We start from the raw sequence: 12,921 nt of genomic DNA on the forward strand, positions 1-12,921 counted from the left end.
AAGAGCGAAAGAGCGTTGTCTGTAACAATTCACTCTTTCGCTTTTTCACTCTTTCGCTCTTTCATTTTAAACCGACACAAACGTGGATATTACGCTCGAAAAAGCAAGCGACACTAATGCTTCGCTGAAAATTACCCTGACCCCAGCTGACTATAAGCCAGAAGTAGATAAAAAGTTAAAAGATTACGGCCGTAAAGTTCAGCTTAAGGGCTTCCGTCCTGGCCACGTTCCAGCTTCGCTGGTTCAGAAAATGTACGGTAAAAGCATTTTGGTCGATGAGATCAACGCGATGCTGAGCAAAACCGTTAGTGACTATATCCGCGAAAATAAACTGCAGGTTGTAGGTGATCCTGTTCCAGATCGTGATTCCGCCGATGCGATCGATTGGGATAGTCAAACCGATTTCGCATTTAGCTATACGCTGGGCCTTGCCTCAGAATTCGATATTGATTTTAGTGATCTGCCAACTGTAAACCAGTATGAAATTCAGGCTGGTGAAGCAGAAGTAGATTCAACGATTGCCGAGTTGCAGGAGCGTTTTCATGCCCATGCACATGGCGAAGAAGTGGGCGAAGGCGACACCATCTATGGCGAATTAAAGCAAATTAGCGGTGGTGAGTTTACAGCCAAAACAGCTTTCCCAATGAACCAGATGGCCGAAGAGGCTAAAGGCGAGTTTGTTGGCAAGAAAAAAGGGGATGTGGTTACGTTCGTATTGGAACAGGCATTCCCAGATGAAAAAGCCCGCGCCAATGCTACCGGCGTGAAAAAAGAAGAAGCCGCTGATCTGACCGGTGAGTTCACATTTGCCATTGACGACATCACCCGGCATGAGCCTGCCGCGCTGAATCAGGAGTTCTTTGATAAAGTACTTGGCGTAGGTGCTGTTGAAAATGAAGAGCAGTTCCGGACGAAAGTAGCTGAAATCATTAAGAGCAACTACGGGCGTGAGTCGGAGCAACTGTTGCGGTTGGACATTGAGAAAATGTTGATTGACAACACCCCGATTTTATTGCCCGACGAGTTCCTGAAAAACTGGTTGATGGAAGTAAACGAAGGTAAGTTTACACCAGAGCAAATTGACGAGCAATACGACGACTTCACGAAGTCGGTTAAACTGCAGCTCATCAAAAACAAAATTGCTGATAAAGCTGACATTAAAGTTGACTTCGAAGAAGTATTGAATGCAACTCGTCAGATGGTACGTGAGCAGTTTGGTTTTGCAGGTAGTGAAGACGAAGAAATGAACAAAACCATCGACCGTATTGCTCGTAACTACCTGATGGATGAGAAGAACAACGGTCAGAATTACACCAGCACCTTCAACCGGGTGTTTGATGATAAAGTAATTGGTTATGCTAAAACTCAACTGACAACTGCCTCGCAGGATATCACAGTTGATGAATTCAAAGCCCTGGTAGAAAATCGTTAATCGATTTCCTGAACTAAATAAAACAGCCCGATCGATTTTAGATCGGGCTGTTTTATTTTTAATTAAGATGTACTAAAAATTGCTCGGCTTCCTCAATAGCCCGACCCAATTGACGATTTAAATAAATTCGTTGATCATCGATGTAAAAAGCAAGTTCGCCATCGAATTCGCCGGTGAAAAAATAACCATTGGCGAAATAGCCTGTTCCCTGATCAAAATAGCGATTTAAGCGTTGAGTAGCCAATTGACTCGCCAAATCGCCAACTGACTTAGGCAAGCGTCCCCGCATCCATTCGACTAGTGAGGTGATATCCTGGATCTTGCCCGTAACGCCGACACCCTCGTAAAAATCAATGCGGTGCCCTAGCTCCGACGATTGACGCAACAATTCGTCGCTGACCATGATTAGCTCGGCGAAGACTACTTTCCAGAAACTATCGTCAAGTGATTTTGGGTCAAATAAGGGAGACTTTAACAATTGATGTACTCGATTTAAGCGTTGCTTAATTTGATCAGAGGTGTATAACATAACTAGATAGGGTTTTGCAAAAAGAATAGGCTTTTATCTGTGCCTGTCGTGTATAAGCCCTGTTCTAATTGACTTATCCGGCCGTTGAGACTGAACAATCACCGGGCGAAACGTCCGGTCGGATAGCGCACCAAAGCCAATTTGCTGGACCATCCTGACGAGTTGAGCAATGAATTTTTGTATCATTTTTTGCTGCTATAAGCAGGGTTTATGTAAGCGTGTATTGGATGAGATAGGGTGAAGGAAATTGATCTACTCAACTATTTATCGGTCTGTCAAGCCATTAATCGTATGGATTCCCTCCTGAATATCAACTTCTAAGCTCTTGCCTACCCATTGATGAAGATCGACGCCATTTAAATTAAGGGCATCCAGACTGACGCCTTTCTTCAGCAATGCTCCCCGCTGAATACGGATCGGAACGCGGGTTATAAAGCCATCGCCGATTTGGGTAAAGAGGTAATTAAAGATAATTGTCATGACAGGCTTGGGTAATCGCACAGCCGCATAGCGAATTCTTAACTTCCCAAAGGCAATCGCCCAAATTGAGGAATCAGATCAGATCGTTTAGCCGCTTGCTCTTCGGTTAAAAATAAGATAGTTCGGATCGTACCTTTGGCAATGTAAGGCTTCTTGCTGGCTTCGGCTAGCTGATGAGCCGCGCGCTGACGTTCCTGGGCTGTTAACTTTAGCGGATGACTCATGGTGCTTATTTTTTACCTTTTGATGGAGCTTTGCTAGGTAATGATTCTAACTGCGATGCTGATTCACGCTGTTCATACTTAGGAACTTTGGGGGCGCCATGTACTTTAGGAGCCTTGGTCGCCACTTTTTTATTCTGATTATTAGCCATAATTAAACTGGTTTAACTGCGTGAAACTGTAAGTAAATAGAGTAGCGAGAACAAGACGAGTTGAACGGAGGAATAGAGACTGGTATATACCGGCTGAAAAAATTGTTAAACAAATCCGGCAATAGAAATCAATGTACGCTGGCGTACCTGAAATTGGTTAGAAATGTAAGTAGAGGCTAATGAAGCCCCAAACTGGAGGAGAGAAGTACTAATCGTGACGAGCACCTTGTTTCTACTTGCATTGGCGTAATCTTCCATTAGTATTGGCATTTTACTGCCGGTAAGCAAGCACACAACAAGGGTTATTTTAATTCAACACGTTTTTCGGCAAAATGATTGTAAATAGTTGAAATACTTATTTTTAAGTCGATGATTTGTCAGGTAAACGCGTCAATGTATTGGTGTAGGTAAGCACGGTTTCTGCAAGACCAGCCGTACCTGTTAGTGGTGCTGCGCTTGCTGGGGTCGAGGTACAAGCCAGTGGAATGTGGCCCTCAGTGGCCAGCATGCCCGATGTGGGGTCGAGACCAATCCAGCCTGCACCGGGAATATATACTTCTGCCCAGGCATGTAAGGCAAGCAAATTGCGTTCTTCAGGATTATCGGAATTGGCTTCCTTCGTTTTTTCCAGGCCTACTTGAGCCAAATAGCCAGAAACAAAACGAGCGGCCAAACCCAGATTTCGCAGAACTTGTACCAATAACCAACCTGAGTCCCGGCAGGAACCTATGGCTAATTTTAAGGTATCATCGGGTGTTTGTACACCAGGCTCCATACGGACACTATAGGCTATATCCTGGTTAACCTGCTTGTTCAGATTAATCAAAAAGTCAATCGTATTCTGGTTGGATCGATCAATCTTCTGTAACCATTGGCTTAAATAAGGGCCTTGTTCTTCGGTCTCCAGGTAGGGCATGAGATCTTTTTTGAGCTGATCCTCATACACAAATGGGAACGAATTAGCGTAGGTATCCAGAAAAAAATCGAAGGGATTGACTGGTGCTAACGTAGCCACAATCTCCACATCGATGGACATCAATTGCATGGACTCCCAGAAGTCGACGCGGGCGATAAAATTGCCAAAGGGATCTTGTTGCCAGTGGAGTGTATGATTCGTTGGGCGAATCGTTAGTGAATAGGATTCAATAATAGCCGGGCAGTGGGCTGCTGGTTTAAGCCGGATAAAATGAGGAGACAGAAAAACCGCCCGATCGTAGTCGTATTGAGTGTGGTGGTGAATAGCGACGCGAACGGCCATAGTAGATGAAGGGCTAGTATAATGAATTTGTCCACAGAAGCACGGAGAGCACAAAGATGTAAAATTCTAAAAATGAAATTTTCAATTCTTTGTGTTTCCCGTGCTTCTGTGGACAAAAGTGCTGTATAATCTTTCTTGATTACACTTTTTCGAACACTAGGCGGTAGTGTTCCATAGTCTCATTCTGAAAACAAACCCGATTGGGGCTTACTCTGAATACGGCAATCAAATCCTGAAAAGGCTTATTCGTCAATAATTTAGGCAAAAGCGAAGCATACAAAAAGTACTTCTGTAAGTTGAACGCTCGGAACCGTTTGCGCCACTGGCCAATGGTTTCGATATAATCCAGCCGACCGCTACTTTGCGATACGAGCTTAAAATACGGTTTGGCATTGCGAATTACCTGCTCAGGGCCATAGGGTAGCCACGAACCTGGGAATTGAGCAATCATGAGTGCCAACGCGTAGGAAGGAGAGTCTTTAGGGGCATCCAGGCTGATTTCCTCAAATGGAATCATATTTTTACCGAACACCATGGTCTGCATGTAGAAACGACCACCCACAGGTAGCAGATCATTGAGTTTTGTAAAGAAATCGGCATATACCTGATCCTGCTGACCTGCCTGATATTGCTCCACCGAACAGAAATGTTCCATACCGCCAATGCAGCTAACCGCATCGAACGTGCCATAATCAGCGGGGGTAATCAGTCGGCAATCTTTAATCTCAACCTCCAGACCATTTGCCCGACAGGCTTCGGCTTGCCCTTTAGAAAGGGTCACCCCGCGACCATTGGCCCCACGCCCTTTGACAAAGGTCAGAAAGGGGCCCCAGCCACAACCCATGTCGAGGATACGCGTTCCTTTGCCAACACGCAGGCTATCGGCAATAAAGGCATGTTTCTGACGTTGTGCCTCTTCCAGTGTCAAAGAGAAATCTCCGTTATACATAGCCCCGCTATAGTCGCCGGTTTCCCCCACGCTTAAGCGAAAAATCTTATCAATGGTCGTATACGTGAAGTCGAGGTCTTGTTGTGAAGCCATAAAGCGAAGAGGAAATGGGAGTAGAGGATGAGTGAAGAAATGACGTTACTGAACACTGTTAAAACGCAGCTATCGTGAACTGGATAAAATAGGCTTCGCTATCGGCGTTGGGTTTGGGCGGGCCATCGAATGTGCTTTTGCCGATACGGTTACATCGTCGGGCTGACGACCCAGTTTTTGTAAAAGTCGAAAGTGTGAAGCCAATGCTGATCCAAAACTTTCGTTCTCCAGATAGGGAAGGCCAAACTCGTGGGCTGTACTCTTGACAATATTGGTAATGGCGGGGTAATGGATATGGCAAACTTTAGGAAATAAATGGTGCTCAATCTGTCGGTTTAATCCTCCGCACAGAAAAGCAGCCATTGCACTGCGGGGTGCGAAGTTGGCCGTTGTATGCATCTGATGGATGGCCCAGGCATTTTGAATATCACCGTGTTCATCTGGCAAGGGGAAATCAGTACCTTCAACAGCATGAGCCAGTTGAAAAACAAGGCCTAATACTAAACCTTCGGCCAGGTGCATCAGAACAAAGCCAATAAGGATTTGCCACCACGCTAAATCAAGTATCAGGAAAGGCAACACCAGAAAAAAGAAATAATAGGTTGCTTTCGAGACAAATAACTTAAGGTACTCACTACGGGGATGGCATGAATTGTCGTGATGACCAATTTCGCTCTTAAAGAATTTCACATAATCCTTCCGGAACACCCATGACAAGGACGCCAGTGCGTATAATGGAAACGTATACCACTGCTGGTAACGATGCCAGGGACGAAGCTCTTCGCCGGCGTCTAACCGCACGAGACCAGGGGCAAGGTCAATATCTTCATCATGACCGGGAATATTGGTATAGGTGTGATGAACAACGTTGTGCGTAATTTTCCAGATATACGGATTGGCTCCCAACAGATAAAAACTGTTACCCAACAGCCGATTGACCCAACTGTGGGCCGAAAATGCACCGTGTAAACCATCGTGGGAGACATTGAAGCCAATAAATGCGCCGAACATACCCAATACAACAGCCATAACCAGCATGGGCCAGAGGGTAAACTGGTTCGACATAATCAGGACGTAGAGTAGAGCATAGCCAACTAAAAAGAAACTGGCCTTGGCCCACATAGCGCCATTGGCATGTGGCGACAGAGACTTCTCGGTAAAATAGGCGTCAACTCGTTTACGGACTGTTGGGTAAAACAGTGATCGACTCGTATTCTTAAACTTTAATGGGGTTCGCATTAATAACATCAATTAAATAGTTGACCGATTTCCTGAATTTGGCTCAGAATCGGTAAGGCTAACCGGCCCTTCTTTGATAACTTATACTCTACGCGCGGAGGCATTTCTGCATATGCCTTTCGTTTCATTACGCCCAGTGCTACCAGTGCTTTTAATTCGCCAGCCAAGACTTTCTCGCTGATGCCGGGCAGTAACTCACTGAGCTGAGTGTACCGGAGCGTTTGCTCTCCCAAAAGCAGGATAATATACAATCTCCATTTTCCGCTAGCCATTGCCAGCGCTTTGTTAATCAGGCGTAAATCTGGTTTTTTGAGGCCCTCATGCCGGTTAATTGACATGGCTATTGTTTGTCAATAGAACTGTATGGACACAATTATCCAGGGCAGTGAAATCAGGGAAATCGTAGATATGTACGATAGAGGTAGTATGTAAAAGATGAAAAAGACTGGACTGAAAATTGAGAAGGGTTAACCTAGATGGGAAACCTTGTTGAGTAGAGCAAACCGTTGCAAGATATACAATACTATCATTACTCAAACCAACCACTTAAAAACTTAACGAACAAAAACGAAAGCAATTATAGAATAGCCTATACTATATTTTAGGTAATTAGCTTACACGCAGGTAAGTTTTTGTAAGACTGACGATAACTGTCAGAAAATCAGTAATTAATTAACTATAAATACGCTGGATTGTTTTTCTGGATTTTATAAAATAATAATCCCCGGATAATTTATGCCGTTCTGAAATGGCATAAATTATCCGGGGATTATCAAAGAGTTTGATTTACTGATATTGGATATACATCGGTTTGGGCGTTAGGGCCAATACTTCCTCTGGAGTCATGATTCTTGAGCCTGGTTTGCGAAAGTCATTCTCATAAAACAGCTTGAATCCGGTATATTGGACTGGCTCTTTCTGAATGTAATCGTGGTAGGAGTCCTTCTTAAGAACAGGCGGTCCCCAGCCGTCCATATCCATCACAATCTGGACATTGGGATCGAGCTTGATGTTTTTATAATTTTTAATCATCCCCTGGGTGAATCGGTGAACGACCAGCACTTTAGGAGGTAAATTGTTTTCCTTAACAATCTTGCTCAAAAATTGGACTGCCTGGTTAACATCAGCAGCATCGTAAGACCCAATTTTGGTGCCTGGTTTGGCACCCGTTACCATTGAAAATTCAGGATCGATTCCCAGGTGAACAAACGGAAGTTTCAGGTATTTTTTTAGGTATTCCATTTCAGGACCAAGCGGAGCGTGACCGCGTTGAATGTCCAGAAATACAATAGATTTATGGTCGTTCCCCCATTTTATAACCTTTTTAATCGTTTTGTCAGACATACGGAGTCGGTAACCCCCGTCTTTTCCGGGAGCCCCCTGCGCTGATATGGACACTAAATGCAAGGCTGACTGAATCGGGGTAGCTGGATCGGCTTTTTGCCAGTTCTTAATTTCATTGTCGAGCCGTTCCAGCATTTCCTCTTTCGGGTATTTGCCCAGAATCCCCATTTTTTTGGAGTGCGGGTTGCCGTAATAAGCGAAGATGCGATATTTAGGTATCAACGGGCCAGCGGGAGGAGTAAAGGTCAGCGAGTCGAGGGTAGAGTCTCCGGTGCTAACAGCGCGGGTTGACGCAACGGGTTCTGCTGCTGGTTTGCCCGACGAGTCTGGTGCTGTTTCGGCTGGTTTCGCGCTGGCTTCGGTAGTAAGTTTTCCCGTTTTTGACGAATCATCCTGTTTCGATTGCGAAGAACAGCTGGTAAGCTGACAAACTGCTAATAAAGAGAGCGCGGCTAAAGAAAAGCGCATACTATAAAAATGAGTTAAAAGTTGATTCGCAAAAAAAGGGTTAGACTCCGTTTGAAGGAGTATTAACCCTACGGTGCAAGTATAGAATCTTATTGTAACTTTTCAAAGCACTAATTCACCTAATCCTTGACGGACAACGGCGAACTCGTCATCTGTAGCGTCAACAATTGTTGAAGGAACGTTGCCTCCATAGCCGCCGTCAATGACGATATCGACCAGATTCTGAAATTTCTCGAAAATTAATTCTGGATCAGTGGAGTACTCAATTATTTCATCTTCATCCCGAATCGATGTCGTAATAATTGGGTTGCCAAGCTGATGGACAATCTGACGCGGAATATCATTGTCTGGCACACGAATACCTACCGTTTTCTTGTTAGTATTGAGTAGTTTAGGTACATTATTCGTTGCTTGGAGAATGAATGTAAACGGGCCAGGAAGCAGACTTTTCATCAACTTAAATGCCTGATTGCTTACACGGGCATAATCGGCAATATGACTCAGGTCGTAACAGATAAATGAGAAGTCGTTTTTGGTAGGCTTAATGCCTTTAATGCGGGCTACTCGTTCAACTGCCCGGGCATTATGAATATCGCAGCCCATACCATAAATCGTGTCGGTTGGGTAAATAATCACAGCGCCATCACGCAGGGCTTTCACGATATGGTCAATCCGGCGTGGGTCAGGATTTTTTGGATAAAGCTTAATAAATTCAGCAGACATAGTAACCTACTAACGAAAAACTACCCCTCTCGGTTTCGCCAACCACGAACAGGTTGCCATTGGCGGTAAATTCGATAAAATAGATTGACCGGGAAGTGGAATCGGCTCAGTAGTAGAATGAGCCGGGTTAACAGATCAGGTTGCGTAATTTGTTGAAGAAGCTGGCCAAATTGCGCAACCAGCTCAAAGTGCTGGGCATAAAATGCTTTCCGAATAAATGTTTGGATTCGAGCGGCCAGAGCTTGAAATTCATCAGGGTTATCGCATAGAATAAAGGCTTTCTGACAAACAATTAGCGTTGAGGGTAGAAGGGGGTTATGGAGTTGTATAACCTGTGTTGATAGCGCAGTAGGTAGTAGCCGTTTTAAGGTCAAAATTTCATCGATATACGCATATTGATAAGTCCGCGAGGATCGTACCCACAGATCAAAATCCTCGTAACTAAGTGTCTCATCGTAGCCGCCCAGTTCAGTGAGCATGTTTCGACGCATCATCATGGTTGGTGTACAAATAAAATAAGCTTTCAGAAGGTGCGTGAAAACAAATCCGGTTGGGACATCCACAAGCGTATGGCCGTTGCTGTCGACGGGATAATGAACACCTGTTTTTTTTCCACCTGCATCAATGTAGGCGGCATTAGAAAAGACAACGCCATAGTTAGCTGGCAATTGCTCAAGTGCGTTAACCTGCCTGCTTATGCGGTTGGGCAACAATAGATCATCCGCCGAAAGATCAATGATATATTGCCCTCGAGCGAGCGCCAATCCCTGATTGAATGCTCGATTTAAGCCTACATTGACCGCATTCCTGATAAATCGGATGGTTGGAAATAATTGAGCAAATTCGCCAATACGGGTTGGGGAAAGGTCGGTGCTGGCATTGTCAATGACGATCAATTCTATAGTTGGATAGTCCTGTTCAACTACTGATTTCAGCGCCTGCAACACATAATCCTGGTGATTATAGCAGATACAAATAACTGTCACCCAAGGAAGTAATTGAGTTTGGCAAGAATTTAGTGGTGGGTGGCTTAACTCGTTTGCCAAAATAGTTATAAAAAAAAAGTTGCGACCCTTGCGGCTACCGTTAATTACCTAAATGGCCTGATAGTTAGATGTCTATGTTTTGGACGGATAGATGCCCAGTTCGTTATCGGTCAAATTTTTGAAATATTTTCCCCTTAGCTGTAAGATTGGCGCGATTTTTGGGATTTTCTGACCGAACGCGTTTTGGTCGTACCATTCGTGGTGCTTGACCGAAGCGTGTGCTTTTACATTTATGGGTTAGGTTTTGCAAACGTCATCTCAAGTCTCTGAGGTGGCGTTTGTTGTTTTTGCCGCTACACTCGGGTGTTTATCCCCTTCAAGATTGTAGAGCGACACGTTCATTTCAAACCCAAGAATGAGTAATAACGAGATCAGGTTGATCCAGATCATCAACGCGATCAGCGTACCAATGGAGCCATATACTTTGTTGTACGATCCAAAATTGGAGACGTAATAGGAAAACCCGAAGGTAGTCAGCACAATCAGAACCGAGGCTGTAATGGCTCCTGGCATAATAAAAATCCAGTTCATGTCGACGTTCGGCCCAAAGCGATAAATGACCGTAATGGTCCCCACAAACACAGCAAAAACAACCAGATACCGGCCAATAGCGAGTAGATTGATGAAAACAATGTTGTTCAGAATACCAAAATGAAGGAGGTAATCGCTTACAATACCGCCGATAATTAAAACAACAATGGCCAGAATCAAGGCAAAGGCTAGCGTGAAGGTGAGGCCAATAGCAATGGCTCTGATTTTAAAAAAACTCCGCTTTTCGGCCGAATGGTAAGAAGAGTTAAACGCTTGCATGAGCGCAACTAATCCACTGGTGGCCGAATACAACGCCAGAAAAAAGCCGAAGGAAAGCACACCGCTTCGGGGCCGACTAATGATATCCTGAATTGTGGTATCGACTGTACTGAATGTATCGCCGGGCAGCAATTCCTGGAAGAATTTCATGATCTGATTCTGAAGATCAGGAATGAAGCTGATATAAGGAATTAGGGTAAAGAAGAAAATAACGGTTGGGAAAACGGCCAGAATAAGACTATAGGATACAGAAGCGGCCCGCTCGCTGGTGTCGTTGTCGGTAATCTGAGCGAGCATCCGTTTTAAAAACGAATACCAGGTCGTTTTTGAATTGAACGGATGATTGGCATGTAGCCAGACCCGAACACCTCGTAATGCTTTAAATCCTAAAAGTTTGTCGAACATAAGCTAAAAGTCGTTAGTCGCAGGTGGGGTACAACCATCAATACAAATAGTCGATAATAGCCCAGTGAGAAGGCTTTTTAGCGACTGTCAACTTTTAAAACCTACTGATCAAAGAAAGGTTTGGCCGCTTCAACCAGTTCTGGTGGGGCTGCACAAGGTCGACCGGTTTCTGTTCGGACAAATACGAGGGTTGTCTGGCCCGTATTTAATAGTTGGCCCTCCTGATTAAATATCTCGTAATCAAACATCAGTCGGGTTTTGGGAAGCTGCGGAATAGTTACCCGGATCGTGAGTAGATCATCGTATTTGGCGGGACGGATGAAGCGAGATGTAAGATCGTAGACCGGCATCGAAATGCCATCCTCTTCCATTTTCTTGTAAGCCAGCCCTAAATGTCGGAGTGCTTCAACTCGTCCGATTTCGTAAAAACGAGCATAATTCCCGTAGTAGACAATGCCCATCTGGTCGGTGTCGTAATAACGAACCCGAATATTCGTAACGTCGTGGATAATCATAAAATAGGGAGGAGAGGGAGAAAGGGGAGGAGAGGGGAAAGGGAAGTACTGGTCAGACCTGTTTTCCTTCTTCCCTCTCTTCCCTTTCCTCCTTTTATTTCATAATCTTCATGCGTGTCAGAGCCTGCTGATATAGACGCGCGTTGGCCAGATGTTCGGCCAGGGTTTTAGAAAACGTATGGTAGCCGTTGAAACGAGCATCGACCACGAAATAAAGATAATCGTGCTGTTCAGCGTTCAGAACGGCGTCGATGGTAGCTGGGGCAGGCAGATTGATTGGGCCAGGTGGTAATCCCGCATACCGATACGTATTATACGGCGAATCGACGGTCAGTTGCTTATTCAATAACCGACGTATGGTAAAATCACGCAAGGCAAAAATTACAGTTGGATCGGCTTCCAGCTTAATGCCACGTTTCAGACGGTTCAGGTACACGCCTGCCACGCGAGGTTGCTCGTCACGTTTATTGGTTTCGGAAGCTACAATAGAAGCAAGTACCTGCACTTGCGTTTGACTCATACCCAACGCTTTCGCTTTGGCCTGACGATCGGGCGTCCAGAACTTTTTGTATTCGGTACCCATACGCTCCAGAAACGCTTCGGGCTTAATTGTCCAGAACATTTCATAAGTGTTTGGCAAGAACAGGCAAACAATCGTAGTGGTATCGAAGCCAAATTTCTGACAGGTAGCCGGATCATTGAGCAATTTGCCGAGTGCTTCGGGGCCAAATTCAAACTTGCTGCCGACTCGCTGAATGAGATCGCTTTTTTGCCGCATGCTGGTGAAGGTAACGGGCATGGCATCCTGATTGCCACTACGGAGTTTAACCAGCGCTTCCCGGTTGCCCATACGGGGCTTAATTTCATACCGACCTTCTTTGACAAGTTCAGGGTATTTCATCAATTTGGCCAAAAACCGAAAGGACGTCTCATCATTGATAACCTTATGCGTTTTTAGCGTATCCATAACCGACTCAAACGTAGCTCCTCGTGGAATGAGCAACGCAAACGTTTTATCGCCATCGTTTACCTGAAGGTTCGGACTTCTGAAAACCTGCCAGAAATAAAACGAAAACGTCGTTAGCAGGATCGAAACGGTGAGGAAAAGGGCAATTTTTAAATTACGAGACATGACTTGAATTACGAATTACGATGTACGAATTACGATTTATTACTGATGCACGCACTCAAATCGTACTTCGTACATCGTAATTCGTAATTCAAGTGCAAATTTACGCCAAATCACAACTAATCATC

The 12,921-nt window shown here is 44.7% G+C and carries 15 protein-coding genes; 1 reads left to right on the top strand and 14 read right to left on the bottom strand.

The window, feature by feature from the left end:
- Window positions 1–82 precede the first annotated feature (82 nt).
- Window positions 83–1,432 carry a trigger factor gene (gene tig, locus ACYVGR_RS31225; RefSeq protein WP_460963886.1) on the top strand — a complete coding sequence of 450 codons (1,350 nt, stop codon included), beginning with the start codon at window positions 83–85 and terminating at the stop codon, window positions 1,430–1,432.
- 58 nt (window positions 1,433–1,490) lie between these two features.
- Here the strand turns inward: tig and ACYVGR_RS31230 are convergent, their stop codons facing one another.
- The 14 genes from ACYVGR_RS31230 to mltG form a co-directional block, all read right to left on the bottom strand.
- Complete coding sequence (locus ACYVGR_RS31230) at window positions 1,491–1,961, bottom strand: hypothetical protein (RefSeq protein ID WP_460963887.1); 471 nt, start codon at window positions 1,959–1,961, stop codon at window positions 1,491–1,493.
- A 264-nt stretch (window positions 1,962–2,225) separates the two neighbouring features.
- Window positions 2,226–2,441, bottom strand: a complete 216-nt coding sequence (locus ACYVGR_RS31235; protein ID WP_460963888.1) for a hypothetical protein — start codon at window positions 2,439–2,441, stop codon at window positions 2,226–2,228.
- Between the two features lie 38 nt (window positions 2,442–2,479).
- Window positions 2,480–2,665: a hypothetical protein gene (locus ACYVGR_RS31240; protein ID WP_460963889.1), complete on the bottom strand. Its 186-nt coding sequence runs from the start codon at window positions 2,663–2,665 to the stop codon at window positions 2,480–2,482.
- Between the two features lie 5 nt (window positions 2,666–2,670).
- A complete protein-coding gene (locus ACYVGR_RS31245) occupies window positions 2,671–2,814 on the bottom strand; it encodes a hypothetical protein (RefSeq protein WP_460963890.1) in 144 nt (47 codons plus the stop codon).
- A 361-nt stretch (window positions 2,815–3,175) separates the two neighbouring features.
- Complete coding sequence (locus tag ACYVGR_RS31250) at window positions 3,176–4,072, bottom strand: transglutaminase family protein (protein WP_460963891.1); 897 nt, start codon at window positions 4,070–4,072, stop codon at window positions 3,176–3,178.
- A gap of 139 nt (window positions 4,073–4,211) precedes the next feature.
- Window positions 4,212–5,114 (bottom strand): SAM-dependent methyltransferase, encoded by a 903-nt coding sequence (locus tag ACYVGR_RS31255; RefSeq protein WP_182463790.1) that lies wholly within the window; start codon window positions 5,112–5,114, stop codon window positions 4,212–4,214.
- 69 nt (window positions 5,115–5,183) lie between these two features.
- Window positions 5,184–6,353, bottom strand: a complete 1,170-nt coding sequence (locus tag ACYVGR_RS31260) for a fatty acid desaturase family protein (RefSeq protein WP_460963892.1) — start codon at window positions 6,351–6,353, stop codon at window positions 5,184–5,186.
- Between the two features lie 8 nt (window positions 6,354–6,361).
- Complete coding sequence (locus ACYVGR_RS31265; protein ID WP_460963893.1) at window positions 6,362–6,691, bottom strand: winged helix-turn-helix transcriptional regulator; 330 nt, start codon at window positions 6,689–6,691, stop codon at window positions 6,362–6,364.
- Window positions 6,692–7,139: 448 nt separating this feature from the next.
- Window positions 7,140–8,165 carry a hypothetical protein gene (locus ACYVGR_RS31270; RefSeq protein WP_460963895.1) on the bottom strand — a complete coding sequence of 342 codons (1,026 nt, stop codon included), beginning with the start codon at window positions 8,163–8,165 and terminating at the stop codon, window positions 7,140–7,142.
- A gap of 102 nt (window positions 8,166–8,267) precedes the next feature.
- Window positions 8,268–8,888, bottom strand: a complete 621-nt coding sequence (locus ACYVGR_RS31275; protein ID WP_460963897.1) for an L-threonylcarbamoyladenylate synthase — start codon at window positions 8,886–8,888, stop codon at window positions 8,268–8,270.
- A 20-nt stretch (window positions 8,889–8,908) separates the two neighbouring features.
- Window positions 8,909–9,874: a glycosyltransferase family 2 protein gene (locus ACYVGR_RS31280; protein WP_460963899.1), complete on the bottom strand. Its 966-nt coding sequence runs from the start codon at window positions 9,872–9,874 to the stop codon at window positions 8,909–8,911.
- Window positions 9,875–10,192: 318 nt separating this feature from the next.
- Window positions 10,193–11,149, bottom strand: coding sequence for a YihY/virulence factor BrkB family protein (locus ACYVGR_RS31285; RefSeq protein ID WP_460963901.1), 957 nt, complete (start codon window positions 11,147–11,149; stop codon window positions 10,193–10,195).
- 101 nt (window positions 11,150–11,250) lie between these two features.
- Entirely contained in the window at window positions 11,251–11,664 is a 414-nt protein-coding gene (locus tag ACYVGR_RS31290; protein WP_460963902.1) for an acyl-CoA thioesterase, read from the bottom strand.
- A 94-nt stretch (window positions 11,665–11,758) separates the two neighbouring features.
- Window positions 11,759–12,796: an endolytic transglycosylase MltG gene (gene mltG, locus ACYVGR_RS31295; RefSeq protein WP_460963903.1), complete on the bottom strand. Its 1,038-nt coding sequence runs from the start codon at window positions 12,794–12,796 to the stop codon at window positions 11,759–11,761.
- Window positions 12,797–12,921: the final 125 nt, after the last annotated feature.

The sequence above is a fragment of the Spirosoma litoris genome, from assembly GCF_054776755.1.